This is a genomic window from Pseudomonas sp. TE3895, from assembly GCF_056278855.1.
Genome location: NZ_JBWBQE010000001.1, coordinates 5,258,571 through 5,283,479 on the forward strand (window position 1 = coordinate 5,258,571; position 24,909 = coordinate 5,283,479).

A 24,909-nucleotide genomic window follows, 5' to 3' on the forward strand; every position below is an offset into this window, starting at 1 on the left:
GGGGTACCTGTGGAAGATGTGGCGGCATTATAACCCTGGTGCTGCTTTGCAGCCCAATCGCGACACAAGGCTGCCTCCACACGGGAACGCGAACCTAGTGGAGGAGCGGCCTTGTGTCGCGATTGGGCCGCAATGCGGCCCCCTTGCGATTCAATGGGCGAAAATCGAGCCCCCCTCCTTGCCCACCATCTTCTCCGGCTTGATCAGGAACCGTGCCAGCGCCGGCAGCAGCCACAGTGCGCCAAACATGTTCCACAGCAGCATGAAGGTCAGCATCAGCCCCATATCAGCCTGGAACTTGATTGCCGAGAAGATCCAGGTGCACACGCCGATGGCCAGGCACAAGCCAGTGAACAACACGGCTTTACCCGTCGAGCGCAGGGTCTGGTAATAGGCCTCCTGCAACGGCAGCCCCGCACGCAGGAAGCTTTCCAGGCGGCTGTAGATATAGATGCCATAGTCCACGCCAATGCCCACCCCCAACGCCACCACCGGCAAGGTCGCCACCTTCACCCCGATGCCCATGTAGGCCATCAGCGCGTTGCCCAGCACCGAGGTCAGCACCAGGGGCAGCACGATGCACAGCGTGGCGGCGAACGAGCGGAAGGTGATCAGGCACATCACTGCCACGCAGATGTACACCAGGATCAGGATGGTCAGCTCGGCCGACTTGATCACTTCGTTGGTCGCTGCCTCGATACCGGCGTTGCCCGCCGCCAGCAGGAACTGCAGGCCTTCCTTGTCATGGCTGTCGGCAAACGCCTTGGCCACGGCGGTGACGCGCTCCAGCGTTTCAGCCTTGTGGTCATTGAGGAACACCAGCACGGGTGCCAATGAGCAGTCGCCGTTGTAAAGGCCGTCGGCCCGGGCGATGGAGTTGTTGAGGATGTCCGGGTTGCGCGACAGGGTTTCCCATTTCAGGCTGCCCTCGTTCATGCCCTTGATCACCTGTTTGGAAACGGTGACCAGGGAAATCGCCGACTGCACGCCAGGGGTGTTTTCCATGGTCCACATCAGCTCGTCGATCGGCGCCATGGTCGAATGGACCGAGCACTTCTCCGACGGTGTCTTGACCATGATCACCAGCACATCGGAACTGGTCGAGTAGTTGCTGATGATGAAGTTGTTGTCCTGGTTGTAGCGCGAGTCGGGGCGCAGCTCCGGTGCGCCCTGGTCGAGGTCGCCGATCTTCAGGTTCTGGCTGTACCACAGGCCACCGCCGAAGGCGAGCAGCGCCAGCACCACCGACACCGGCGCCACCTTGGCACTGGCGAAATTCGACAACAGGCGCCAGAACGGGTGCTCGCGGGTCGCGTCTTTCTTGCTGCGCTCGATGGCCTTCTTGCTGATGCCAACGTAGGAGATGGCCACCGGCAGCAGGATCAGGTTGGTGAACACGATCACTGCCACGCCGATGGAAGCGCCAATGGCCAGTTCGCGAATCACCCCGATGTCGATGATCAGCAGGGTAATGAAGCCCACTGCGTCGGCAAGAATGGCGATCATTCCCGGCAGGAACAACTGACGGAATGTGCGCCGGGCAGCGGTAAGGGCGTTGTCGGCATCACTCGACTGCAGGGCGATGCCGTTGATCTTCTGCACCCCGTGGGAAATGCCGATGGCGAAGATCAGGAACGGCACCAGCATCGAGTACGGGTCCAGGCCAAAGCCCACCGCATGCATCAGCCCCAGCTGCCAGACCACCGCCACCAGCGTGGTGATGAGCACGGCGACAGTGCTGCGGATGCACCAGGTAAACCAGTACAACAGCACCCAGGTGATCACCAGGGCAACGCCGAAGAACATCGCCACCATCACCAGGCCATCGATCAGGTCACCGACCTTCTTGGCAAAGCCGACGATGTGGATTTTTACATTGGGGTTCTGCGCCTGGAACTTGTCACGGATCTTCTCTTCCAGCAGGTGAGAGAACTGCTGGTAGTCCAGCTTCACCTGTTTGCCCGGGTCCTGCGGGTCGGGGTAGCTCTCCAGCAGCGGCACGTCGACGATGCTGGACTTGAAGTTGTTGCCTACCAGGCGCCCCACCTGGCCTGACTTGAGCACGTTGTCGCGCAGGGTATCGAGGCTGTCCTGCGACCCGTTGTAGGTGTTAGGGATGACCTCACCACCGGAAAACCCCTCTTCGGTGACCTCGCTCCAGCGCACGCTGGGGCTCCACAGTGACTTCAGCCCGGCCCGATCGACACCCGGGATGTAGAACACTTCGTCATGGATCTGACGCAGGGTCTCCATGTAGTCCTTGTCGAAGATGTCACCGTTCACCGCCTCCACCGAGATGCGCACGGTGTTGCCGAGGTTGGCCAGGTCGTTGCGGTGCTCCATCATCTGCTCGATGAACGGATGCTGCAGCGGGATCATCTTCTCGAAGCTGGTGGAGGGGCGAATCTGCGTGGCCTGCCAGAACAGAAAAATGCTGACCAGCACGCACAGGGCGATGACCACTGGGCGGTTGTTGAAGATCAGGCGTTCGAGCAGCGTGGCCTTGTCCTGGTGATGCGGGTGCATGGCAATGCTCTCCCTGCTGGTCATGGGCGCACCTCCCGGGCAGCCTGATCAGCCCCTTCGGCGCTGGCCAGGTGTACACCCCCCTGCCCCACCAGCAGCAGGCCGCCGTTGGCCAGGCCACTGACGCCGGCCAGGGCCAGGCGGTCGGCACGGTTGTACACGCTGAAGGTCTGGCCGTCGTCCGTGCTGCGCAGCACGCTGCCACCATTGCCGACCAGCACCAGGCTGCCATCATCGACAAGCGTAGCGCCTGCCAGGCCGAACTCCAGGGTACCGCGCGCGGCCTTGAGTTCGATCGGCTGCCAGCTGTCACCGAAGTCGCTGGAGCGGAACAGGTTGCCGCGAAGGCCGTAGGCCAGCAGGGTCTGCGGCCTGGCGGTGCCGATCACGCCGAACAACGAGCCCTCGTAGGGGCCCTGGACCTTGGCCCAGGTCTGGCCGTTGTCGGTGGAGCGGAACATGCCGCCCTGCTCACCCACGATGAACAGGCCGGCATCGCGCACGTGGGCGATACCGTTCAGGTGCAGCTGGTCCGGGTTGTCCAGCCGCTCGGCCACATCCTGCCATTGCTGCCCGCCATCGGTGGTTTCCAGCAAGGCACCATAGGCCCCCACGGCAAAGCCGTGCTGGGCGTCAAGGAAGGTGACATCGAGCAAGGGCGCTTCACGGGCGAGGTCTTCGAACTGCTTGCTCCAGGTGGCGCCGCCGTCGCTGCTGGCGAGGATCTGCGCGTCATGGCCGACGGCCCAGCCACGCTTGTCGTCGAGGAAAAACACAGCAGTGAGCAATTGCCGGGTGGGTACCCGGGCCTGGGTCCAGGTACTGCCTTGGTCGTCGGAGAACAGAATGTGGCCGCGATCACCCACCACCACCAGGCGCTTGCCGGCATGGGTGGCGTCGATCAACAGGCTTTGGCTGGCCCTGGCCGATTCGGTGGAGTATTCGTCGGCGGCCGCGGCCTGGGCGCTGTCTGCCCACACCCCCAATGCCAATGCCAGCATCGCGCTGGCTGCCCATGGCCAGGCACCACGCCTGGCTGGCGTACGCAACTGTTCCCTCATGACTGCCCCCTTGTTGTGTTCTTTTTGGTGGGTCAATGCATTGCAGGCTTTGCAAAAAGCCTGATCTAGAGGCCTGCAATAGCTTGAGGGGATCGTAGCGGGGATGTTTGCGGGAAGACAACGGGCGGGGTGTTATGTTTTGTTGTCGGCCGGGGAAAGCCGGGGCCGCTGGGCGGCCCTTCGCGGGTAAACCCGCTCCTACAAGGTTACGCCCCCCTGTAGGAGCGGGTTCACCCGCGAAGGGCTGCAAAGCAGCCCCAATTCACAACAATTACGCCAGACTCTTGCTCACAACCTCATACACATCACTGGACAGCTCACCCGAAGCCAGAATCCGCTCCAGCTCACCCTTCATCAGCGCCTGACGCGCATCGTCATACTTGCGCCAGCGGGTCAGCGGCGCCAGTTGCCGCGATGCAATCTGCGGATTCAGCGCATTCAGCTCGATCACCAGGTCCGCCAGGAAGCGATACCCGGAGCCATCGGCAGCATGGAAGTTGACCAGGTTCTGCCCGGCAAAGGCACCGATCAGCGCACGCACCTTGTTCGGGTTCTTCAGGGTGAAGGCCGGGTGTTGCATCAATGCCTTGACCCGCGCCAGCCCACCCGGCAGCGTGCTGGCCGCCTGCACGCTGAACCATTGGTCCATGACCAACGGGTTGTCCTTGAAGTGCTCGGCAAAGGCCGCCAGCGCTTTGGCGCGCTCGGCCTCGAACGGCGAGTTGACCAGTACCGCCAGCGCGGTAAGGCGCTCGGTCATGTTGTCGCAGTGCTCGAACTGCTCCAGGGTCGCGTCCAGCACCTGTTGCTTGCCACTCTGCATCAGGTACGACAGCGCGATGTTCTGCAGGCTGCGGCGGGCAAAGTGCTCGGCCGAGGCCACATAGGCAGTGCTGCGCGACACTTCACGGTTGGCCTGGTAACGCGCCCACAGGGCGTCGAACAAGTGTTCGGCGATCTGCTGGCGTGCGAACTCACGGGCGGCGTGGATGGCGTCAACGTCGGCCACCTGGCTGATCTCGGTAAGGTACGCCTCACCTGGCAGCGAGAGCATTTCGGCCACCATGGCAGGGTCCAGCGATTCGTTGCCCAGCACAGTGCCCAGGGCGGTGATCAGGCGCTGGTCGAGCTTCAGGGCTTCACCGCGCTGATGCTGGCCGATCAGTTCCTGCAGTACCTGCACCGACAGCTGCTGGCCCGCTTCCCAGCGGTTGAAGCCGTCGCTGTCGTGCTGCATCAGGAACATCAGCTGGTCGCGGTCATACGGGAAGCTCAGCTTCACCGGGGCGCTGAAGCCACGCAGCAGCGACGGCAGCGGCTTGGCCTGGATGCCCTGGAAGGTGAAGGTTTGCTCGGCCTCGGTCACCGACAGCACGCGGCTGGTCCCTTGAGCAGCGTCTTCGCCAGCCAGCTGCAGCGGCAGGTCGTTGCCGGCGGCATCCAGCAGGCCCAGCTCCACCGGGATCACGAACGGCAGTTTCTCGGCCTTGTCCGGGGTCTGCGGGCAGCTCTGGCGGAACGTCAGGCTGTAGGTCTGCGCGGCGGCGTCATACGCCTCGCTGACCTCCAGGCGTGGGGTGCCCGCCTGGCTGTACCAGCGCTTGAACTGGGTAAAGTCGACGCCGTTGGCGTCTTCCATGGCCTTGATGAAATCGTCGGTGGTTACCGCCTGGCCATCGTGACGTTCAAAGTACAGGTCGCTGCCTTTACGGAAGCCTTCGCTACCCAACAGGGTACGGACCATGCGCACCACTTCGGCGCCCTTCTCGTAGACGGTCAGGGTGTAGAAGTTGGAGATTTCGATGAAGCTGTCCGGGCGCACCGGGTGGGCCATGGGGCCGGCGTCTTCGGCGAACTGGTGGGTGCGCAGGTAGGCGACGTCTTCGATGCGCTTGACCGTGCGCGAGTTCATGTCGGCACTGAACTCGGCATCGCGGAATACCGTGAAGCCTTCCTTCAGCGACAGCTGGAACCAGTCACGGCAGGTGACACGGTTGCCCGACCAGTTGTGGAAGTACTCGTGGGCGACCACCCCTTCGACGCGCTGGTGCGCAGCATCGGTGGCGGTTTCGGCGCGGGCCAGCACACAGCTGGAGTTGAAGATGTTCAGGCCCTTGTTTTCCATGGCGCCCATGTTGAAGTCATTGACCGCAACAATCATGAAGATGTCCAGGTCGTACTCGCGGCCATAGACTTCTTCGTCCCAGCGCATGGACTTTTTCAGGCTGACCATGGCGTGGTCGCACTTGTCGATGTTCTCGGGCTCGACGTAGATGCGCAGGGTCACCTCACGGCCGGACTGGCGGGTGAAGCTGTCTTCAACGCACCACAGGTCACCGGCCACCAGGGCGAACAGGTAGGCCGGCTTCATGAACGGGTCTTCCCAGGTCGCCCAGTGGCGGCCATCTTCGGCCGGCCCGCTGCCGATCGGGTTGCCGTTCGACAGCAAGACCGGGTAGCGATGTTGCTCGGCGATGACCGTGGTGGTGAAGGTGCTCATCACGTCCGGGCGGTCGAGGTAGTAAGTGATCTTGCGGAAGCCCTCGGCCTCGCACTGGGTGCAGAACATCTTGCCCGACTTGTACAGGCCTTCCAGGGCGGTGTTGCTTTCCGGGTGGATCTTCACGCTGGTATCGAGGGTGAAGCGCTCGGCCTTGGGCTGCACGGTCAGGCTGTCGGCGTCGAGCCGGTAGTCGCCTGGCTGCAGTTCCTGGTCATCCAGGGAGGCGCGCAGCAGTTCCAGCTGCTGGCCATCGAGTTCCAGTGGCGGCAGGCCGGCACCGCGTGCCGGGTTGCGGCGCATGACCAGTTGCGCGTGAACCAGCGTGTGGTCCTCGAACAGCTCGAAGGTCAGGTGCGTCTCGTCGATCAGGTACTCCGGCGCCTGGTAATCCTTGAGGTAGATCACTTGCGGTTGTTCGGTACGCATGTGCAGGTCCTTTTTACTGGAGCACGGCCAACTGGTAGGCCGTGTACTTGCGAATATTGATCACACCGGTGTCGAAGATCAGGTACTGGCCCTTGATGCCCAGCAGCGTGCCCTCGGCCACCGGGTCCTTGTCGAGGTTGAAGCTGACAATCTTCTTCGGGTACGCCTCGACCGGGTAGTTCATCTGCACCACTTCGGCGTCCGGCAGCGGCTGGATCGCCTGCAGGCCAAAGCGCCCCTGCAGTTCGCGCAGGCCGTCGGCGCAGGCTTCGAAGACCTGCTCCCGGATGGCCGGCAGGTCGAGCACCTCGGCATCGCCCTTGAGCAGCGCGCGCCAGTTGGTACGGTCCGGCACCTGGCTGCGCAACACGTCTTCAACCAGGCCCGATTGCTGCCGGGTGGCCACGCGCATGATCGGCAACGCCTGGCTGGCGCCCTGGTCGAGCCAGCGGGTGGGCAGCTGGGTGGCACGGGTGATGCCGACCTTGATCCCCGACGAATTGGCCAGGTAGACGACGTGGTCGGTCATGCAGAACTGTTCGCCCCACGACGGCTCCCGGCAGGTGCCGGCGTCGTAGTGGCATTTTTCCGGGGCCATGATGCACACATCGCACTGGGCCAGCTTGGTCATGCACGGGTAGCAGTAACCCTGGCTGAAGCTGGTCTTGGTGCGCTTGCCGCAATGGCTGCAATGAATGGCGCCGAGGTATTCCAGGCGCAGGCGCTGGCCGATCATGGGGTTGACCGGCACCTGCGTGTCATCCAGGCGGAAGCTGTACTGCACCACCGGTGCCTGCAGGCTTACCGCCATCTTGCTCAACGAGCCACGTGCGAGTTCGATCAATGTACCGAGTCCGACTTGAACAGAATGTTGGCGATGGGCGCGGACTTCGACGCGCATTCCTGAGGGCCCATGTAGCCGGTGCGCTGGTCTTCAGGCAGGTTCTTCATCTCCCAGGCGATGACCGCCTGCAGCGACAGCTCTTTCTGCTCGGCGGTGAGCTTGCGGCCATCGGACCATTTGCCGATTTCCACGGCCAGTTTCAGGCTCTGGTAGATTTCCGGGGTAATGTTTTCAATCATTTGCGCGAAAGTGGACATAGTGTCTCCTGATTCAAGCCGACAGTTTACGCCGGGCCAGCGCCCCACCCAAGAGCCCGGTCAGGCATCCGATGAGCAGCCCGCCGACGTGGGCGGCATTGGCGATCTGGCCAAGGCCGAGCGTGCCGACCACGCCGGTCAGGCATACCACCAGCCAGATCAGCATCATCACCAGCACGCCCTTGGGCAGGTTGAAGTAACGGTCAGGCGCCAGCCACTGGTACAGCCAGATATGCCCGAGCAGGCCGTACAGTACGCCGGACAGGCCGCCAAACAGGCTCGGCCCGCTGGTGTAGTGCTGGGCCAGGTTGGACACCAGGCTGAACAGCAGGGTCAGGCCCAGCAACGCCCACGGGCCCTGGCGCAGTTCGATGCGTTTGCCCAGCTCCCAGTACCACAGGCTGTTCATGGCCAGGTGCAGCACGCCGAAATGCAGCAGCATGGGCGATACCAGGCGCCACCACTGGCCGTCATCCAGGGTTTGCGCCAGCGAGGTGAAGTACAGGTAGTCGCCCTGGACACGGAAGTCGAGGAAGGTGAACCAGCTGATGGTGGTGAAGTTGTCACCAAGCCCCGTAAGGCCGGCGACGATGAAGCACAGCAGCAGGGTCAGGGTGGTGATTTTGCAGGCCTTGGCCTGGGCTGCCAGAGAAGGCTGTGTGGGGGCATTCGCGGGTGAACCCGCCCCTACAGGGTCGGCGCTGGCCGGCAGGTCGGCGTTGCCGTCGGGGTAGCGCTGGTAAAGCTGCAGCACATCTTCGGCCAGGGTGTCGGGGGCCCAGAGGACCTGGGCATCGCCCTCCTCGCTGACCCGGTGCGGTACCTGCAGGCGTTGCAACAGGTGGACGAAGCCGCTGAGGTCGACCGACAGCGGCAGGCGCATCACTTCGATAATGTTCATTGGTTGGCCTGTGGGCGGTCGACGTCGACCCAGACGAACTTGTGTGGGTCGATACGGGTTTCATCATCCAGCCGGTAGGCGACCAGCTTGCCGTAGAGCACGGCGCTGTAGTCCAGGCAGGCCAGGTTGGCGCGGATCGGTGCCGGGCGGCCGCTGCGCCAGTAATGCCCGACGAACAGCATCGGCTGGTCTTCGTCATAGCGCAGCAAGGCGTTCTTCTGGCTGTGGCTGAGCGGGGTGCTGGCCACTTCCTCGGGCAGGGCATCGGGCTGGAACACGATGTCACCGTAGGTTTTCGGGTCTTCTTCCCAGAACTTGGTGCGGAAGAACGCGCGGGTCAGGCCGTCGCCGCCGGTCAGCGTCAGCCCGTCCGGCAGGCGCATGTCGGTACCGCGCAACAGGCGGTTGCACACCGTGTCGGCAAAACTGCCACTGACCGCCGAGGCCTGGATGAAGTGCTCATCGATGCGTCCGTCGGGGTATTGCCGGCGCAGCGGCTCGATCAGCCGCGGGTCCCAGCAGGCGTGCACCAGACGGAAACGCCCTGCATCGATGAACAGCGGCAGCTGGTAGAACCAGTTGACGAAATCGTGCCAATCGCCGGGGTGTTGGGCAAACTGGGTCAGGGTTTCGTCGATCAGCCGGGCATGCCGCGGCGTGTGTTCGCGGACATAGGCCTTGCCGCTGCCAGGCAGCGCCGGGGTGACCCAGCCCAGGGCATTGTATTCGTGGTTGCCCATGATGCAGAACGCCTGGCCGGCTTCGACCATGTCGTGGACGATGTGCAGCGCCTCGCGAATGCGTGGCCCGCGGTCGACGATGTCGCCAAGGAACAGCGCCTGACGTCGCGGGTGGCGCCACACGCCAGCCACGCGCTTGTATCCGAGGGCGTCGAGCAGGCGTTCAAGGGTCAGTGCACAGCCGTGCACGTCGCCGATGATGTCAAAACTTCGCGCCGGATCGAGCATCAGTCGTCACTGCTCCCCAGGCGGCTGCCCCAACCCAGTTTGGTGCGGCAGACCTCGTAGTAATTGTGGTCCAGCGGGTGGATCAGGCGCAGCTTTTGCGGCTTCTTGCTGACCGTGATGGTGTCGCCGGGGGCGCACGTGAAGTGGTTCTGCCCGTCACAGGACACCTGCGGGTAGATCTGCAGGTCCTTGGACACCACGATCTTCAGCTCGCTGTTGCCGTCAACCACGATCGGCCGGCCCGACAAGGTGTGTGGGTACATCGGCACGATGACGATGGCATCGAGCTTGGGGTGCATGATCGGGCCACCGGCCGACAGCGCATAGGCGGTGGAGCCGGTGGGGGTGGCGACGATCAGGCCGTCGGCCTTCTGGCTGCAGACGAACTGGCCGTCGATGTAGATCTCGAACTCGATCATGCGCGTGGACTTGCCTGGGTGCAGCACCACGTCGTTCAGCGCATCGCCCTGGCCGATGGCCTCATGGTGGCGACGCACCTCGGCCTGCAGCAGGAAACGGTTTTCTACCAGGTAGTGGCCGTCGAGCACTTCGGCGACCTTTTGTTCCAGCTCGTCGGGGCGGATGTCGGTGAGAAAACCCAGGTTGCCACGGTTGATACCCAGCACCGGAATGTTGTGCCGGGCCAGCGCGCGGGCAGCGCCCAGCAGGCTGCCGTCGCCGCCGACCACGATGACCAGGTCGCAGACCTCGCCCAGCAGCTTGCGGGTGGACGTCTGCAAGCCATGACCGGGCAGCACTTCGGCAATGGTGTCCTCGAGGATCACGTGCAGGTGGCGATCGAGGAGGAATTTTTTCAGTCGGCGAATGGTGTCGAGCACCTGCGAGCTGCCAAGGCGACCGATGATACCGATATTGCGAAATTGCTCCATGGGGCTCCTGCGAGGCTCTGCGGCGGGTGACGATGCGCCGATTATGGGCGAAACCACCGGGCAGCGGCAAACCGGCTATGCTCGCAGGATGACGCCATTCGCCCAGCTTCACGACCTGCCCCGACAACTGCAGCACTCTACCGTGCGTGACCTGGCATGGGCCCTGTTGTCGCCGCCCCTGCTCAGCGCCCCGCCCTGCCCCCAGCGACACCCGCTGGCGGGCAGCCTGTGGGCGCAGCAGCCGCAACGCCTTGAACAATGGTTGCGGGCCCTGGATGCCGATGAGCGACCGTTGCGCGAGTGGCTGGCGCAATTGGGCAGCCGGCGCCTGGGGCATTACTACGAACGCCTGTGGCAATTTGCCCTGGGCCAGGCGCCAGGCATCGAACTGCTGGCCGCCAACCTGGCGATTCGCGACGGCGGGCGCACCTTGGGCGAGCTCGACGTGGTGTTGCGCGACTGCGACGGCGTGCACCACCTGGAACTGGCGATCAAGCTGTACCTGGGCCCGGAAGGCGCCGGGCACGATCCCCATGCCTGGCTGGGGCCAGGTTGCCATGACCGCCTGGGGACCAAGCTTGCGCACCTGGCGGGGCACCAATTGCCCATGTCCAAGGGGGCGCACAGCCGTCAGGCGCTGGCCCAGCTAGGGGTGGAGCAGGTGCAGGCGCAAATGTGGCTGGGTGGTTACCTGTTCTATCCACGGCCTGGGCATGCCGAGGCGCCGGAGGGCGCCAACCCGCAACATTTGCGTGGGCGCTGGCTTCGTCGGCGGGACTGGGTGATGGCCGAGGGCGAGCGTTGGCAGCCGCTGCAGCGGCATGCCTGGCTGGCACCGGCTAGGGTGGCGTCAGGTGAGTGCTGGCAGGCGGAGCAGTTTGCGGCGTGGCTGCATGTGCTGGAGCGGCAGGCACCGGCGCACTTGCTGGTACGACTGGTGCCTGATGCCGAGGGCGCCTGGCAGGAGGCAGAGCGGGTGTTTCTGGTGGCTGATGACTGGCCGTATCTGCCCGGTAACTGATGTCGCCTGTTCCTGCCCCTTCGCGGGCCCGCCCGCGAAGAGGCAGGTGGCTGGCAACACAATTTTCACAGACCCAGCGCAAAGATTCGTTTCTGGTAACCATTACAATGGTGCCTGAGCGCCAGCAAGAGCGCCTTTCCGACCTGATGACGAGGACCGATCATGGTTTCATCCAACCCCGCGACCCATTACGCGCGCCTGTCCATCGCCCTGCATTGGCTGATGCTGGTGCTGCTGGCCGCTGTCTATGCACTCATCGAACTGCGTGGCCTGTTCCCCAAGGACAGCGTCGAACGCAACCTGATGAAGGACCTGCACTTCATGCTCGGGCTCAGCGTGTTCGTGCTGGTCTGGCTGCGTCTGGCCATGCGCCTGAGCCGCCCGACTCCGCCCATCGTGCCAAAACCACCGGCCTGGCAGACTGGCCTGGCGCACCTGATGCACCTGGCACTGTACCTGATGATGATCGGCCTGCCGCTGGCCGGCTGGCTGATCCTCAGCGCCGCCGACAAACCGGTGCCGTTCTTTGGCCTGGAGCTGCCACATCTGATCGGCCCGAACCCGGACCAGGCCAAGTTCATCAAAGGCTGGCATGAGCGTATTGGCAGCTGGGGCTACTGGCTGATCGGCCTGCATGCACTGGCCGGGCTTTACCATCACTATGTGCAGCGCGACAACACGCTGTTGCGCATGCTGCCTTACAAGTAACCGCGTCGCCCCTGCAGGCCGCCTGTGTGCACGAAGATCAGGCGGCTGCCGGGCTTGAACAGCCCGGCAGCGACCTGATCACGCAAGGCCAGCAGAGCCTTGCCGGTATAGAGGGCTTCGAGCGGCACGTCAGTGTGCTGCTCGCAGTCGGCGATGAACGTCAGTAGCGCATCGTCGAATTTTCCGAAACCGCCACGGCAGGCGTCGTGTAGCTGGTAGCCGTGCGTGCCGGCCAGTGCTGCCACCGTCTCCGGCACCCCATGATCCCTGGGTACGGCCAAGGCGCCATGCACGGCATGCGCCCCTGCCTCCGCCATTACCAGGCCGGCCAAGGTAGTCCCCGTTCCGGCAGCCAACCACCAGGCGTCGTAGTCTGACCACCCCAAGGCCGAGATTTGCGCGCGCGCCTGCTGCATGATCAGCGCGCAGCCCTGCGCACCGGCCAGCCCGCCGCCCCCTTCGGGGATGCAGTGCCAGCCTGGGTAGCGCGCCTGCCAGGAAGCCCAAAAGCCTGGCTCGTTACGCGCACGGTAGCCGCCGTAGCCTAGCCAATGCAGTTTCATGCCCAGCGCCTGCAGGTCACGCACGGTTGGCGTGTCCTGGGCATGGCCGCGTAACAGGCCGACGGTGGCGAAGCCGAAACGCTTGCCGGCAGCGGCCAAGGCGTGCAGATGGTTGGAATGGTTGCCGCCAAGGCTGATCAGGCCTGGAGCATGGCTGGCGCCGGCCTGTTGCAGGTGGTGGCGTAGCTTGAACCACTTGTTGCCGCTGATCAGCGGGTCAATCAGGTCCAGGCGCAGAGTGGCGGCCTGGACCTGGGCTTGCCGCAGCCAGGGCAAGTCCAGAAACTGCAGGGGGGCTGGGGGGAGGTCGAATACATGCATGGATCGCAGTGTACAGGGTAATCCCGCAAGCGCTTGTAATCGATGAGTCGCCCCCGCCGAGGCATCACAGTGCCAGGGTGGCTCGACACAGGCATCGATGCCCCGGCACAGGCCGTCGTAGCAGCGGGTTCACCCGCGAACACCGGCAAGGCCGGTGCCATCCACCGCGTCACCTGTTTCGCGGGCATGCCCGCTCCCACACGTGCAGGTGTCGGGTTCACGCAGCCCCAACGGCCTCAGAGCTCAGCCGCCAACCGCGAGCCTTGGTTGATCGCCCGCTTGGCATCCAGCTCGGCCGCCACATCCGCGCCACCAATCAGGTGCACCGACTGCCCCGCCGCCACCAGCCCTTCCTGCAGCTCGCGCAGCGGATCTTGCCCGGCACAGATCACCACGTTATCCACCGCCAGCACCTGCGGCTCGCCGCCGTCCACACGAATGTGCAGGCCGGCATCGTCGATAGCCAGATACTCGACGCTGTTGAGCATCTGCACCCCCTTGTTCTTCAACCCGGTGCGGTGAATCCAGCCGGTCGTCTTGCCGAGCCCGTCACCCACCTTGGATTTCTTGCGCTGCAACAGGTACACCTGCCGCGCCGGAGCATGCGGCTCGGCCTTGATCCCGGCCACACCACCTCGCGCCTGAAGGTGGGTATCGATGCCCCACTCTTTCCAGAATGCCGCTCGGTCCTGGCTGGTGGCCACGCCCTCATGTACCAGGTACTCGGACACATCGAAGCCGATACCTCCCGCGCCAATCACGGCCACCGACTTGCCCACAGGCTTGCGCTCGAGCAGTACGTCCAGGTAGCTGAGCACCTTGGCGTGCTCCACGCCCGCAATGGCCGGGGTACGCGGGGCGATGCCGGTAGCCAGGATGATTTCATCAAAGCCGCCGCCCACCAGTGCCTGCACATCCACACGGGTATTCAGGCGCAGGTCGACGCCCGTGCTTTTGACCTTGTTGCGGAAGTAACGCAGCGTTTCGAAGAATTCTTCCTTGCCCGGCACCCGCTTGGCCACGTTGAACTGGCCACCGATTTCGCTGGCGGCGTCAAACAGGGTCACCGCGTGGCCCCGCTCGGCCGCCACGGTGGCCGCCGCCAGGCCAGCCGGGCCGGCGCCTACCACGGCAATGCGCTTCACCGTACGTACAGGCAGGTAGTTGAGTTCGGTCTCGTGGCAGGCACGCGGGTTGACCAGGCAACTGGTCAGTTTGCCGCCGAAGGTGTGGTCCAGGCAGGCCTGGTTGCAGCCGATGCAGGTGTTGATTTCATCCGCGCGACCGGCAGCGGCCTTGTTGACGAAGTCCGGGTCGGCGAGAAACGGTCGGGCCATCGAGACCATGTCCGCATCGCCCTCGGCCAGCACCGCCTCGGCCACCTCCGGGGTGTTGATGCGGTTGGTGGTGATCAGTGGAATGCTCACCACGCCCCGCAACTTGGCGGTGACTTTGCTGAAGGCCGCACGCGGCACCTTGGTGGCGATGGTCGGAATGCGCGCCTCGTGCCAACCGATTCCGGTGTTGATCAAGGTAGCGCCGGCCTGCTCGATGGCCTTGGCCAGCAACTCGATCTCGTCCCAGGTGCTGCCACCCTCGACCAGGTCGAGCATCGACAGGCGGAAGATGATGATGAAGTTCGGCCCTACCGCGCCACGCACCCGGCTGACGATTTCCACTGCCAGGCGCATGCGGTTTTCATAACTGCCGCCCCAGCGGTCGGTGCGGTGGTTGGTGTGGGCGGCGAGGAACTGGTTGATGAAGTAGCCTTCCGACCCCATGATCTCGACACCGTCGTAACCGGCACGCTGGGCCAGCACGGCACAATTGACGAAGTCGGCAATCTGCTTCTCGATACCCTCCTCGTCCAGCGCCTTGGGCTTGAACGGGTTGATCGGCGCCTGAATCGCGCTAGGTGCCACCTGGCGTGGGCTGTAGGCGTAGCGCCCGGCATGCAGGATCTGCAGGCAGATCTTGCCACCGGCAGCGTGCACCGCCTCGGTGACGATGCGGTGCTTGTCGGCCTCTTCCTCGGTGCTGAGCTTTGCCGCACCGGAATACACCCCGCCTTCATCATTGGGCGCGATGCCGCCCGTGACCATCAGGCCAACGCCGCCGCGGGCGCGCTCGGCAAAGTATGCAGCCATGCGCTCGAAGCCGCCGGGGCGCTCTTCGAGGCCGGTGTGCATCGAGCCCATCAGGGTGCGGTTGCGCAAGGTGGTAAAGCCCAGGTCCAGCGGGGCAAGCAGGTGCGGGTAGCGGTCGGCGGCCATGGAAAGGTCCCCTGATGGCGTGATCACGGATTGCGGGCACCTCACTGGGTGGCGGGCCCCGTCGTTTGTCTGTCAGCGACATTAAACAGCCGTTTGAAAGGGCTCAATGATCGAAACTGACAAGTTATTGATCCTGGCGCACAGCGAGACTGCTGAGGGCTGACGCATAGGCCCGACCGGTATCAATACCCCTACGCTGCCCCCCTTTACTTGCTTGCGGGGCATAGGGGGAGCCTCTTTGCATGCCCGTTCCACCTTGCAACTCATCCCATCGATCGAATCTTTGCGATGTCCTTGCTTGGAGGGGCTCCGAACATCCGGCTGTATTCTCTGCTGAACTGTGACGGGCTCTCATAGCCCACCGTGAACCCGGCCGTGGAAACATCCAGCCCTTCTGAAATCATCAACCTTCGTGCGTGCTGCAGGCGCAGTTGTTTCTGGTACTGCAACGGGCTCATCGCGGTGATTGCCTTGAATCGGTGGTGAAGCGTGGAATTACTCAAATTGACATAGCTCGCCAACTCATCGATGTGCAGCGGCTGCGCATAGTTGTTGTTCAACCATTCGATAGCTCTTGTCACCCGGTGGGTCTGGCTGTCGTTGATGGCTATCTCATGTAATCGCTGGCCCTGCTGGCCTTTGAGCAACCGGTAGAATATTTCCCTGAGGGCCAGCGGAGCCAATGCCGGGATATCGGAGGGCACATCCAACAGACGTACCAGTCGCAACATGGCATCAAGCAATGGGGTATCAATCCTGTCCAGATAGAGGCCGCGACGAGATGGCTGGCTGGGTACGCCGATCGGGCTGACGTCGGCAATCAGCTGAGCGATTTCTGCCGGGTCGATATCCAGGCGAATGCAGAAGTAGGGCCTCTCTGGAGAGGCCTCGGTCACTTGCCCAGCCAGAGGCAGTGTCACAGAGACAACCAGATAGTTCAGTTGATCGTAGGTATAGCTTTCATCCCACAACTGGATCTGTTTCCGGCCCTGTACAATTATGCACAATCCCGGTTTATGAACCGTATGGATGACGTCTGTTGGCGTGTCGCTGCGTATGAAATGCAACGGATCAATCGCCGTTTGATAGACGCCGTATGTCGGAGCAAAACGTTGCATCGCTGATGCCAGTTCGGCCCTGAGGCGTGTCAGCTCATCGTCCAGATCACTCACTACCGTTACCTCCCCGTTCGGCTGTCCCGATTGCAGAGGATAGGTGGGTTCGCATCCATTTGGGTAGATGCCGAATGGATCATTTGATCTGCCAAAAGCCCGGTTTTTCCGGGCTTTTGGCGCAGCCCAGGCACATCAGGCATTGATGACTCGGTCCGAACCGTCCTCGGCGACCCGACGGCCATTGAGTCGGTCTGCACCGTCCTCGGCGACCCGACGGCCATTGAGTCGGTCTGCACCGTCCTCGGCAACCCGACGGCCATTGAGTCGGTCTGCACCGTCCTCGGCGACCCGACGGCCATTGAGTCGGTCTGCACCGTCCTCGGCAACCCGACGGCCATTGAGTCGGTCTGCACCGCCCTCGGCGACCCGACGGCCATTGAGTCGGTCTGCACCGTCCTCGGCAACCCGACGGCCATTGAGTCGGTCTGCACCGTCCTCGGCGACCCGACGGCCATTGAGTCGGTCTGCACCGTCCTCGGCAACCCGACGGCCATTGAGTCGGTCTGCACCGTCCTCGACCAGGATTGGTGAACACAGGTATTTGCAAGGTTTATGGGTCCAGTTGCCTTGCTCTTTGGCTGGAAGCGCCATCGAACTTGCGCTCAGAACAGTTAAGGCGACTCCAATCATCATTTTGTTAACATTTTTCATGACAGCGACTCCGAAATTAGCGATGGATTCGTTGCCGGTTGTCAGTGCAAAGCGTGACGTTGATGCCTGTATGCTTCCAGGCTTGGTCGCTCTGATGGCCGGCAGCAGCAGTGGGTTCGCTTGCTGCTTGGGCTCAGATTAAGGCGGCGGTAATGAACCCGTTATGGGTTTCCTGCGATGATTTTGCACATTCCTGCGGCGAGGCATCTCGGGGACGAGGCTTCAGCCAGGAGCAGGCATCCCTTTTCTAGGCTTTTCATAAAAAGCCTAATACAGTTAACCGCTGTTCAACGATTGACATCCAGGACACGTTTGCCGCGGGTATGCCCCCCTGAGCTCAGCGTTATAGCGTCGGTCACCTTGGAAAGTGGCATCACCTCAACCTCGACGCGCAACTTCTCCTCAGCAATCAATTGCGCGATCTGTGCTAACTGGCGCCCGTCCGAACGGGTAGCGAAATGTTTGCCGACAGCGTCGTGTTCACGCGCCTTCTGCGGGTCGGGTGGGCTGACGGTAGATACAAGTACACCTCCTCGTTTGACAATCGTCCATGAACGGTCTTGCGTTTCTCCTCCTACCAGGTCGAGAACAACATCGATCTCTTCAGCCAAGTCTTCGAACCGTTGCGCGGTATAGTCAATGACCTGCTGTGCCCCGAGTGAATTCAGGTAGTCTCGGTTGCCGGCCGAGGCCGTTGTCAATACATAGGCACCGGCCAGGCGAGCCAGCTGTACGGCGAAACTTCCTACGCCTCCCGCAGCCCCGTGAATCAACACTGTTTGACCCGACTGTAGGTTGGCGTGTTCATGCAGTGCTTGCCAGGCGGTAAGCGCTGCAGCAGGAATGCCACTGGCGTGGAGGAGCGGCAGGCCGGCGGGCTTATGCGCAAGCCTGTCGGCGGCTGCCACGGCCTGAGTCGCGTAGCCACCGACTATGCCTATGAAACCGAATACCTCATCCCCCACAACAAACCCTTGGACATTTTTGCCAACCGCTGCAACGGTACCGGCAACCTCGACCCCCGGCGTATAGGGCAAAGACAATGGGATGAATTGCTTCATTGCCCCTGAGAGGATCTTCCAGTCAATCGGGTTGACTCCACTCCCCGCGACATTGATTAAAACCTGGTCGTCATTGGGCACCAAATCTGGGATATCTTTGAGTTCCAACCCCTGAACCTGACCGTACTGTGCCACTTGGATAGCTTTCATAGTTTTTCCCATTGGTAAGGTGATGATGCCCCAGACGCTCTGTGCCGCTGCACTTCGACTACTGACGACGGGCGTCCAAGCTGAAGCGGCCTGCACCAAAAGCCAAGGTCTGCAGCAAGCCACCGGCCATCGCGATGTTCTTGAAGAAATGGATGAACTGGGCCTGGTCGGCCAGCGCGCTGTGGAAAATCGCTGCGGTGAGAACACTGAACAACGCCAGTACGACTGCAGCAGTTCGGGTGAGAGTGTGGCTCCATACGCCTTTGCTTAATAGCCGGTTAGTTTCGGCATTTATGTTCGAATAAATAGAAAAGTTGTATCCGGTTCGTGCAGCCCTCAGACAGTCCAGGATCGGGCAAAGGGCTGACATAAGTCGCAGATCAATCATGCAGGATCGTGCATGACCGTCGCAGGAATCACATAACGCTGTTCCCCCCAGGATTCTTACTCTTGCCTTAACACCTGCCGTTCAGCAGGTGCCTCTGAAACCAGGAACAGGAGTGAGAAAAATGCACGGCATCGAACACAAAGTCATCGTGATTACAGGCGCCAGCAGTGGTATCGGCGAAGCCACAGCCCGCCTGCTCGCCAGCAAAGGCGCTCGCGTCGTTCTGGGGGCCCGCCGTACCGACCGCCTTGAAGCCCTGGCCGATGACATTCGTTCAGCAGGCGGTACCGCTGATGTGCTGGCACTGGACGTCACCAGCCTGGACGACATGCAGTCCTTCATCGATTTCGCTGTCGAATTGCATGGTCGCGTCGACGTACTCATCAACAATGCCGGCGTAATGCCACTCTCGAAACTGGAAGCGTTGAAGGTCAATGAGTGGAACCGGATGATCGACGTGAACATTCGCGGCGTACTACACGGTATTGCTGCAACGCTGCCGCTCATGCAACAGCAGCGTGCTGGCCAGATCATCAATATCGCCTCAATTGGTGCCTACGCCGTGAGCCCTACCGCTGCGGTGTACTGCGCCACCAAATATGCCGTCCGGGCAATTTCCGAAGGTCTGCGTCAAGAGGTCGGGGGTGATATTCGAGTCACGGTGATTGCACCAGGCGTTACCGAATCGGAGCTGGCCGACAGCATTTCGGATGAAGGCGGACGCACGGAGATGAGGGAGTTCCGCAAGATCGCGATTCCCGCTGCGGCCATTGCCCGTGCGATTGCCTACGCGGTCGAGCAGCCAGCGGATGTCGACGTCAGCGAGCTGATCGTGCGTCCAACCGCGAGTCCATTCTGATGCTCTATTGACGATAGCGAGGAACAGAGATGGGCAAGCCATATGGAAACCAGAACACATACGTTGGCATGTGGGTGACGGCTGACGGTCGGATTCGCCATGAACTCTTGCCCGGGGGCCGCTACGACGAAGCACGCGGTCGGCAAGCAAGTGCTTACCAGGGCCGCTATTGGTTGGAGGGTGATCACATCGAGTATGTCGATGACACTGGATTTACCGCTGATGGTGAGTTTCGCAACAATGTGTTGTACCACGCCGGGATGGTTTTATACCCCGAACGTTGAAGCGCAAGCCGGAATGGAGACATTCCGGCTTTGTCGTGACTCTGAACCCTGAAAGCCCTGCCGTTGCGTCCAGAGTGTGTTCTCACTGCCGTGACCAGATCAGGTGAAATACACCGCGCTCTGTCCGCCTTGAACCTGTACCTGACCGTACGGCACCCAGGAAGCGAGGCAGCTTTTATCCTGCGTACTCGCCAAGAAAGAGGGAGGACACTATGACCCTGGATGTGACAGAGCGGACTTCTGCCCATGGTTTGGAGGCACACATCCGGGGCAAGCGAATTGCCGCTTCGGACGTGCTGGCCGACCGGGACATCTTGGTGCAGATTTTCAACCGGGAACGTGAGGAAGGTAACTTCATCGTCCCAGCGGTGGCCGAACCCTTGCTGGTCTGGATCATTTCGGGAAACGCTGCCGTACAGGAACGTGAGCTTGGGGGCCAATGGGAAACCAGCGAAGTTGCTAAAGGCGATTTCTTTTTGACCACTTCGGCGCAACCGTATGAGATGCGTTGGAACGTCTCCAGCGCAGACGACTTTGAAGTCATGCACATCTATCTCGGTGTCCCGCTCCTGGAAAAAGCCATCCATGAAATACTGGGCGGGCCTGTCGAGGCCGTTCGCCTGCGGGAAGTGTCAGGCGGGCGTGACGAAGGACTGTCGGTACTGCTGGAGCATGTTCGGCAGGAACTCATGGGACGTGGCGCGAGCCCGCTGTATTTGCAAGGTCTTGCCCAATGCATCGCCGTCTACCTTGCCCGCAATTACCTGGATAGCTCAGCGGACGATCGCCCACGCCGCAACGCTCTCCCTGCGTACAAGTTTCGGCGCGTGCTGGCGGCCATGGAAGCCGATCTGGCTAAGGACTTCAATTTAAGACAATTGGCCGAGGTTGCCGGGATGAGTGAATGCCACTTCAGCCGAATGTTCAAAAAAGCCGCCGGATATTCACCCTTGCAGTTCTTCATCAGGTTGAGGATGGCTCGGGCCCGGCAGCTTCTCCTCGAGACCGATCAGAGCATCATCGATGTAGGCCTGGAGGTTGGGTATTGCAGTCACAGCCATTTCTCACAGGTGTTCAAACGCGAGTGTGGGCGTAACGCCCACGCAATACCGCCAATAGGGGAACACGATGCCGTATAGAAGCTCGGCGAACGCATCGGTTTTTGTTACCGACCGCCCAGTGTGCCTTCAAGATCCCTCCAGCCGAACAGCCAGGGGCTCAGCGAGCCGGCAACCGTGCAGCGGCGTTGCGTAAGCGCGAGCGACACCTTAACTGGCCAACGCAGGAATCGGCGCATTCAGGGCAACGGCAGCCCGGACCGGATGCAACTTGCGCGCTGCTCCAGCAAAACTGCCGACATCGACTACTGCAAGAAATACCCGCAGTTGATCGAGCGTTGGGGTACCCGGGTCTGAAATCATTGCTCTTCTCTCGAACGTTCCGGCTCATATTATCTGAGGTTTGCAGGTAAGCCAGCGGGTCAAAGCCCCGATGAGCCAGGTGTCCCTGTGTTTACTCCGCTCCTGGATGGCGGGGTTGGCTGCGATTCAAAGCATGATTTGCGCTTACGGACCGAGGGACTGCATATCGGCGCAAAATCCCGACAGCCTCGGCAAGCTTACGAAAGCCTCTCTCTGCGCGTTGCGCGACAGTAAAGCCGTTCCTTACAGGCTAGAGCCGGCGAATGTCTCCTCGGCTCACAACGCAGGAGAGCATCATGACTACTATCACGCCCAACATTCCCCATGAAGTCGAAGGCAAAGTCGCGCTGGTCACCGGCGCCGCCAGTGGCATCGGCAAGGCAATTGCGCTTTTGCTGCATGCACGTGGCGCCAAGGTCGTTGCCGAAGATATCGACCCTGCCGTAGAAGACCTCGCACGTCCAGGGCTGGTCCCACTGGTGGCGGACATCAGCGAAGATGGCGCTGCAGAACGTGCCGTAGGCCTTGCCGTCGAGCGGTTCGGCCGGCTGGACATTTTGGTGAATAACGCCGGGATCATCATCAACAAACTGGTCATCGACATGACCCGCGAAGACTGGGAGCGCATCCAGGCGGTTAATACCACCGCGGCCTTTCTGCATTGCCGCGAGGCAGTCAAGGCAATGATGCCTAACAAGTCCGGCGCAATCGTCAATATCGCCTCCTATGCCGCCTACTTCGCCTTTCCAACCATCGCGGCGTACACCGCCTCCAAGGGTGCGCTGGCACAGCTGACCCGTACGCTGGCACTCGAAGCCATCGAGTACGGTATCCGCGTCAATGCCATCGGCGTCGGCGACGTGGTCACCAACATCCTCAATGACGTGGTCGAAGACGGTCCTGGCTTTCTTGCCAAGCACGGCGAAGCGGCCCCCATCGGCCGTGCCGCACAGCCGGAAGAAATTGCCGAGCTCGTCGCGTTTCTCGCGTCCGAACGGGCGAGCTTCATGGTCGGTTCGGTTGTCATGGCCGACGGCGGCATGACCGTGACCGCCGGTTGATCGGTCTATCACCCATAAAGGAGCCCATAGCATGCTCACAAAGCTCGCGTTCTTCACCGCACGCCCCGGGCAAAGCGGTGCCCTCGGCCAGCGCCTGTTGGCGCTGGTCGGCCCCACACGGCAGGAGCCTGGCTGCATCCGTTACGACATCTACCAATCGGGCGACTCGGTCGAGGGGTGGCTCGTTTACGAGGACTGGCACTCGTCCGAGGCCTTTGACGGACATCTGCAGACACCTTATGTGCAGGCCTTCATGACCGAACTCGACACGTTCTGCAGCGAGGTCCCCAAGGTCCATACGTTCGAGCGGCGCGCCTAGACGATCAAGCACTGAACCCGACCACTTGCAGGAGGACCCTACCATGAGTACACAGAACACCTGGCTGGTAACCGGCTGTTCCACCGGTTTTGGCCGCCACATTGCAGCCCATTTGCTCAAGCAAGGCGAGCGCGTGGTTGTCACCGCACGCAAGACCGAACAGGTGCAGGATCTCGCCAGCCTCGGCCAATCGCTGGTACTGCCACTGGATGTAACCGATGCTGAACAGGCCAAGGCCGTGGTGGCTGAAGCTGAACGCGTATTCGGCAGGGTGGATGTACTGGTCAACAACGCCGGTATCGGTTACTTCGCCGCTGTCGAGGAAACAGACCCGCAGGCGGCGCGCCGCCTGTTCGACGTTAATTTCTTCGGCACCTCCCATATGATCCAAGCAGTGCTGCCCGGCATGCGCCAGCGGCGTCAGGGCATGATCGTGAACCTGACCTCCATAGGTGGGCTCGCGGGCTTCCCCGCAGTGGGCTACTACTGCGCGAGCAAGTTCGCTGTCGAGGGGTTATCGGAAACCTTGCGTGCTGAGCTTGAGCCCCTGGGGATCGGTGTCATGACGGTCGAGCCCAGCGCATTTCGCACCGAATGGGCAGGCTCATCGGGTGAAGTGCCGGAACCGATAGCGGACTACGAGGTTACCGCAGGTAAGGCGCGCCGTGCCTACCACGCTTCGGTCGGCAAGCAGGAGGGGGACCCGGCCCGTGCAGCTGCGGCGATTCATACTGCGGTTACTTCGCCTCAGCCACCACACCGCCTGCTGCTAGGCAACAGAGCATTCGATGTGGCGATGGCCAAGCTGTCCGCCATGCGTACGGAGTTCAGCGTCTGGGAAGCCACCGCTCGCGGCGTCGATTTTCCAGCGCCCCAGGTTTGAGAACCAGCGGCTCGCTTCCCGAGCCGCCATCCAAACGAACCGGCGGATTGCCTGTACGGCAATTCATGTTGTGTTGAGAGCTGAAGCTGAAGATGTTCTCCAAAGCGCGAGCGAGCGGCTGCCCGCCCTCAAGGTGAGGTCAGGATCACCACGTAATGGCCTTGGGTCAGCGGCTCGCCGCGCCCGTCGACCAGCCTGTAGGCCTGGTCGACCGTGGCCCCCTGATCGACGCGTACCGCCTGCACCGGCAGTGCCTGGCCGTCCACGCCCTCAATGCCGATGACGCTGTCACGCGCCAGCGCCGGACAGTCATCCATACGCCAACCGGCACTGCCCACGGTAGTCGTGCAGGACGGCTCGACGATGCTGCCAGTGAACTGCAGCATGCCCGAGGCGACGACGGCGCCTGCCTGGGCCTGACCGACCAGGGCCAGACTCATTGCAACACTCAATGCGAATCGCTTGCCGCTCATGGTTTCCACTCCCCGATACCCACGTTTGAGCCTATCGGATGAGCAGTGACCGGGCCGTCTGCGCGCGTGAGGCAGTTCACAAAGCAGGCATTTAAACCGCGCGGCAATTTAAGAAACGTCTCAAAGCCGGGGGCGGCCCAACTGTCTAGGATGCCCAGGCCCTTCCCAGTCAACCTCACCGGAGCCCTGCCCTGACCATGTCGCGCTTGCTTCATACCCTCTCGCGCCCAGCCATGGCGGCGCTGGTCCTGATGGGCCTGGCGTCCGGTGCCTGGGGCCAGCTCAAAGTCGAGGGCACACGCCTCATTTACCCAGGCTCGAACAAGGAAGCAAGCATCAGCGTGGTCAATCGCAGCGACCTCGACACGGTCATGCAAAGCTGGGTCAGCAGTACCGACAAACGCGACGATGCGCCCTTCGCCATCGTCCAACCGTTGGCATTGATACCGCCCAACGGCCGGCACATGCTGCGGGTGCTGTACGCCGGCAAGGGCCTGCCCGAGGACAGGGAGTCACTGTTCTGGCTGAACATCCTCGAGATCCCGCGCAAACCCGAACAGGCCAATACCCTGCAATTCGCCGTTCGCCAGCGCCTGAAGCTGTTCTACCGCCCTGCCGGCCTGCCAGGCTCGGCCAGCGAGGCGGTCGTGGGCCTGGCATGGCGCGCACGTCAGCCTGGCCTGATCGAAGTCAGCAACCCGAGTGCCTTTCACGTTTCGCTGGTCAACCTCCAGCTCGACAGCCCCGGGCAGTCGCGCCAGCTTGCGGACTACGTTCTGCTGCGCCCGGGGGCATCGCTCACCCTCGAGGCGCCCTCGCCCCTGCCCGCGCAAAGTCGCGTGGCGTTCAGCGAACTCACCGATATCGGCCTGCAGAAGCGCCACCACATCGCGCTGCCGTGAACACACCGCCACAGGATACC

Annotated in this window: 22 protein-coding genes and 3 pseudogenes; 9 read left to right on the top strand and 16 right to left on the bottom strand. The window is 62.1% G+C overall.

What is annotated here, in order from left to right; translation table 11 throughout:
* Window positions 1-150: 150 nt before the first annotated feature.
* The 8 genes from ACZ889_RS23810 to ACZ889_RS23845 form a co-directional block, all read right to left on the bottom strand.
* Window positions 151-2,550, bottom strand: a complete 2,400-nt coding sequence (locus ACZ889_RS23810; protein ID WP_180689488.1) for an efflux RND transporter permease subunit — start codon at window positions 2,548-2,550, stop codon at window positions 151-153.
* Window positions 2,547-3,587, bottom strand: coding sequence for a WD40/YVTN/BNR-like repeat-containing protein (locus ACZ889_RS23815; protein ID WP_180689487.1), 1,041 nt, complete (start codon window positions 3,585-3,587; stop codon window positions 2,547-2,549). Before ACZ889_RS23815 ends, ACZ889_RS23810 begins: the two co-directional genes overlap by 4 nt.
* Window positions 3,588-3,858: 271 nt before the next feature.
* Entirely contained in the window at window positions 3,859-6,516 is a 2,658-nt protein-coding gene (gene pepN, locus ACZ889_RS23820) for an aminopeptidase N (RefSeq protein WP_454238551.1), read from the bottom strand.
* Window positions 6,517-6,529: 13 nt separating this feature from the next.
* Window positions 6,530-7,360, bottom strand: a complete 831-nt coding sequence (locus tag ACZ889_RS23825) for a DUF2797 domain-containing protein (protein WP_003247225.1) — start codon at window positions 7,358-7,360, stop codon at window positions 6,530-6,532.
* The gene (locus ACZ889_RS23830) at window positions 7,357-7,617 is read right to left on the bottom strand and encodes a YeaC family protein (protein ID WP_003247224.1); all 261 of its coding nucleotides are present in this window, start codon (window positions 7,615-7,617) and stop codon (window positions 7,357-7,359) included. The genes ACZ889_RS23825 and ACZ889_RS23830 overlap by 4 nt, the downstream gene beginning before the upstream one ends.
* Window positions 7,618-7,630: 13 nt before the next feature.
* Complete coding sequence (locus ACZ889_RS23835; protein ID WP_060538796.1) at window positions 7,631-8,518, bottom strand: rhomboid family intramembrane serine protease; 888 nt, start codon at window positions 8,516-8,518, stop codon at window positions 7,631-7,633.
* Window positions 8,515-9,486, bottom strand: a complete 972-nt coding sequence (locus tag ACZ889_RS23840; protein ID WP_003247221.1) for a metallophosphoesterase — start codon at window positions 9,484-9,486, stop codon at window positions 8,515-8,517. Before ACZ889_RS23840 ends, ACZ889_RS23835 begins: the two co-directional genes overlap by 4 nt.
* The gene (locus ACZ889_RS23845; protein WP_003247220.1) at window positions 9,486-10,376 is read right to left on the bottom strand and encodes an NAD(+) kinase; all 891 of its coding nucleotides are present in this window, start codon (window positions 10,374-10,376) and stop codon (window positions 9,486-9,488) included. Before ACZ889_RS23845 ends, ACZ889_RS23840 begins: the two co-directional genes overlap by 1 nt.
* Here ACZ889_RS23845 and ACZ889_RS23850 point away from each other — a divergent pair.
* Window positions 10,375-11,397 carry a DUF1853 family protein gene (locus ACZ889_RS23850; RefSeq protein WP_060538795.1) on the top strand — a complete coding sequence of 341 codons (1,023 nt, stop codon included), beginning with the start codon at window positions 10,375-10,377 and terminating at the stop codon, window positions 11,395-11,397. The two genes, ACZ889_RS23845 and ACZ889_RS23850, sit on opposite strands and share 2 nt — an antisense overlap.
* Before the next feature lie 162 nt (window positions 11,398-11,559).
* On the top strand, window positions 11,560-12,105 hold the full coding sequence (locus ACZ889_RS23855; protein ID WP_003247218.1) for a cytochrome b: 546 nt from the start codon (window positions 11,560-11,562) through the stop codon (window positions 12,103-12,105).
* On the opposite strand, the gene ACZ889_RS23860 is transcribed toward ACZ889_RS23855, so the two are convergent.
* From ACZ889_RS23860 to ACZ889_RS23885, 6 genes and pseudogenes are all read right to left on the bottom strand, one after another.
* Window positions 12,096-12,989, bottom strand: a complete 894-nt coding sequence (locus ACZ889_RS23860) for a 1-aminocyclopropane-1-carboxylate deaminase/D-cysteine desulfhydrase (protein ID WP_180689485.1) — start codon at window positions 12,987-12,989, stop codon at window positions 12,096-12,098. The two genes, ACZ889_RS23855 and ACZ889_RS23860, sit on opposite strands and share 10 nt — an antisense overlap.
* Window positions 12,990-13,225: 236 nt before the next feature.
* On the bottom strand, window positions 13,226-15,262 hold the full coding sequence (locus tag ACZ889_RS23865) for an NADPH-dependent 2,4-dienoyl-CoA reductase (RefSeq protein ID WP_108079100.1): 2,037 nt from the start codon (window positions 15,260-15,262) through the stop codon (window positions 13,226-13,228).
* 263 nt (window positions 15,263-15,525) lie between these two features.
* Window positions 15,526-16,434: an AraC family transcriptional regulator gene (locus tag ACZ889_RS23870; protein ID WP_014754024.1), complete on the bottom strand. Its 909-nt coding sequence runs from the start codon at window positions 16,432-16,434 to the stop codon at window positions 15,526-15,528.
* A 135-nt stretch (window positions 16,435-16,569) separates the two neighbouring features.
* Window positions 16,570-17,028 (bottom strand): phage infection protein, encoded by a 459-nt coding sequence (locus ACZ889_RS23875; protein ID WP_476257864.1) that lies wholly within the window; start codon window positions 17,026-17,028, stop codon window positions 16,570-16,572.
* Window positions 17,029-17,375: 347 nt separating this feature from the next.
* Window positions 17,376-18,299 (bottom strand): NADP-dependent oxidoreductase, encoded by a 924-nt coding sequence (locus tag ACZ889_RS23880; RefSeq protein WP_476257865.1) that lies wholly within the window; start codon window positions 18,297-18,299, stop codon window positions 17,376-17,378.
* Between the two features lie 58 nt (window positions 18,300-18,357).
* A pseudogene (locus ACZ889_RS23885) lies at window positions 18,358-18,540 on the bottom strand (LysR family transcriptional regulator); the annotation flags it as partial.
* Window positions 18,541-18,808: 268 nt separating this feature from the next.
* Here ACZ889_RS23885 and ACZ889_RS23890 point away from each other — a divergent pair.
* The 3 genes and pseudogenes from ACZ889_RS23890 (at window position 18,809) to ACZ889_RS23900 (ending at window position 20,949) form a co-directional block, all read left to right on the top strand.
* The gene (locus ACZ889_RS23890; protein WP_012053248.1) at window positions 18,809-19,546 is read left to right on the top strand and encodes an SDR family oxidoreductase; all 738 of its coding nucleotides are present in this window, start codon (window positions 18,809-18,811) and stop codon (window positions 19,544-19,546) included.
* A 29-nt stretch (window positions 19,547-19,575) separates the two neighbouring features.
* A complete protein-coding gene (locus ACZ889_RS23895) occupies window positions 19,576-19,830 on the top strand; it encodes an Atu4866 domain-containing protein (protein WP_014754027.1) in 255 nt (84 codons plus the stop codon).
* Window positions 19,831-20,042: 212 nt separating this feature from the next.
* Window positions 20,043-20,949: pseudogene (locus ACZ889_RS23900) on the top strand (helix-turn-helix domain-containing protein).
* Window positions 20,950-21,131: 182 nt separating this feature from the next.
* Here ACZ889_RS23900 and ACZ889_RS23905 read toward each other — a convergent pair.
* Window positions 21,132-21,251: pseudogene (locus ACZ889_RS23905) on the bottom strand (helix-turn-helix domain-containing protein); the annotation flags it as partial.
* 296 nt (window positions 21,252-21,547) lie between these two features.
* On the opposite strand from ACZ889_RS23905, the gene ACZ889_RS23910 reads away from it, so the two are divergent.
* Genes ACZ889_RS23910 through ACZ889_RS23920 form a run of 3 tightly spaced genes read left to right on the top strand, consistent with a single transcriptional unit; the run spans window position 21,548 to window position 23,514 of the window.
* The gene (locus ACZ889_RS23910; protein WP_014859533.1) at window positions 21,548-22,312 is read left to right on the top strand and encodes an SDR family NAD(P)-dependent oxidoreductase; all 765 of its coding nucleotides are present in this window, start codon (window positions 21,548-21,550) and stop codon (window positions 22,310-22,312) included.
* Between the two features lie 31 nt (window positions 22,313-22,343).
* Window positions 22,344-22,631 carry a putative quinol monooxygenase gene (locus ACZ889_RS23915; protein WP_180689481.1) on the top strand — a complete coding sequence of 96 codons (288 nt, stop codon included), beginning with the start codon at window positions 22,344-22,346 and terminating at the stop codon, window positions 22,629-22,631.
* A gap of 43 nt (window positions 22,632-22,674) precedes the next feature.
* Window positions 22,675-23,514 carry an oxidoreductase gene (locus ACZ889_RS23920; RefSeq protein ID WP_476257866.1) on the top strand — a complete coding sequence of 280 codons (840 nt, stop codon included), beginning with the start codon at window positions 22,675-22,677 and terminating at the stop codon, window positions 23,512-23,514.
* Between the two features lie 128 nt (window positions 23,515-23,642).
* Here the strand turns inward: ACZ889_RS23920 and ACZ889_RS23925 are convergent, their stop codons facing one another.
* Complete coding sequence (locus ACZ889_RS23925; RefSeq protein WP_047604536.1) at window positions 23,643-23,987, bottom strand: hypothetical protein; 345 nt, start codon at window positions 23,985-23,987, stop codon at window positions 23,643-23,645.
* A gap of 197 nt (window positions 23,988-24,184) precedes the next feature.
* Between ACZ889_RS23925 and ACZ889_RS23930 the strand changes: the two genes are divergently transcribed.
* Complete coding sequence (locus ACZ889_RS23930) at window positions 24,185-24,889, top strand: fimbrial biogenesis chaperone (protein WP_476257867.1); 705 nt, start codon at window positions 24,185-24,187, stop codon at window positions 24,887-24,889.
* Window positions 24,890-24,909 lie beyond the last annotated feature (20 nt).

What these genes read in the sequence shown, in the direction of transcription:
- ACZ889_RS23810 (WP_180689488.1), bottom strand. Translation starts at nt 2,550, where the DNA reads ATGACCAGCAGGGAGAGCATTGCCATGCACCCGCATCACCAGGACAAG.
- ACZ889_RS23815 (WP_180689487.1), bottom strand. Translation starts at nt 3,587, where the DNA reads ATGAGGGAACAGTTGCGTACGCCAGCCAGGCGTGGTGCCTGGCCATGG.
- pepN (WP_454238551.1), bottom strand. Translation starts at nt 6,516, where the DNA reads ATGCGTACCGAACAACCGCAAGTGATCTACCTCAAGGATTACCAGGCG.
- ACZ889_RS23830 (WP_003247224.1), bottom strand. Translation starts at nt 7,617, where the DNA reads ATGTCCACTTTCGCGCAAATGATTGAAAACATTACCCCGGAAATCTAC.
- ACZ889_RS23835 (WP_060538796.1), bottom strand. Translation starts at nt 8,518, where the DNA reads ATGAACATTATCGAAGTGATGCGCCTGCCGCTGTCGGTCGACCTCAGC.
- ACZ889_RS23840 (WP_003247221.1), bottom strand. Translation starts at nt 9,486, where the DNA reads ATGCTCGATCCGGCGCGAAGTTTTGACATCATCGGCGACGTGCACGGC.
- ACZ889_RS23850 (WP_060538795.1), top strand. Translation starts at nt 10,375, where the DNA reads ATGGGGCTCCTGCGAGGCTCTGCGGCGGGTGACGATGCGCCGATTATG.
- ACZ889_RS23845 (WP_003247220.1), bottom strand. Translation starts at nt 10,376, where the DNA reads ATGGAGCAATTTCGCAATATCGGTATCATCGGTCGCCTTGGCAGCTCG.
- ACZ889_RS23855 (WP_003247218.1), top strand. Translation starts at nt 11,560, where the DNA reads ATGGTTTCATCCAACCCCGCGACCCATTACGCGCGCCTGTCCATCGCC.
- ACZ889_RS23860 (WP_180689485.1), bottom strand. Translation starts at nt 12,989, where the DNA reads ATGCATGTATTCGACCTCCCCCCAGCCCCCCTGCAGTTTCTGGACTTG.
- ACZ889_RS23865 (WP_108079100.1), bottom strand. Translation starts at nt 15,262, where the DNA reads ATGGCCGCCGACCGCTACCCGCACCTGCTTGCCCCGCTGGACCTGGGC.
- ACZ889_RS23875 (WP_476257864.1), bottom strand. Translation starts at nt 17,028, where the DNA reads ATGGCGCTTCCAGCCAAAGAGCAAGGCAACTGGACCCATAAACCTTGC.
- ACZ889_RS23880 (WP_476257865.1), bottom strand. Translation starts at nt 18,299, where the DNA reads ATGAAAGCTATCCAAGTGGCACAGTACGGTCAGGTTCAGGGGTTGGAA.
- ACZ889_RS23890 (WP_012053248.1), top strand. Translation starts at nt 18,809, where the DNA reads ATGCACGGCATCGAACACAAAGTCATCGTGATTACAGGCGCCAGCAGT.
- ACZ889_RS23895 (WP_014754027.1), top strand. Translation starts at nt 19,576, where the DNA reads ATGGGCAAGCCATATGGAAACCAGAACACATACGTTGGCATGTGGGTG.
- ACZ889_RS23910 (WP_014859533.1), top strand. Translation starts at nt 21,548, where the DNA reads ATGACTACTATCACGCCCAACATTCCCCATGAAGTCGAAGGCAAAGTC.
- ACZ889_RS23915 (WP_180689481.1), top strand. Translation starts at nt 22,344, where the DNA reads ATGCTCACAAAGCTCGCGTTCTTCACCGCACGCCCCGGGCAAAGCGGT.
- ACZ889_RS23920 (WP_476257866.1), top strand. Translation starts at nt 22,675, where the DNA reads ATGAGTACACAGAACACCTGGCTGGTAACCGGCTGTTCCACCGGTTTT.
- ACZ889_RS23925 (WP_047604536.1), bottom strand. Translation starts at nt 23,987, where the DNA reads ATGAGCGGCAAGCGATTCGCATTGAGTGTTGCAATGAGTCTGGCCCTG.
- ACZ889_RS23930 (WP_476257867.1), top strand. Translation starts at nt 24,185, where the DNA reads ATGTCGCGCTTGCTTCATACCCTCTCGCGCCCAGCCATGGCGGCGCTG.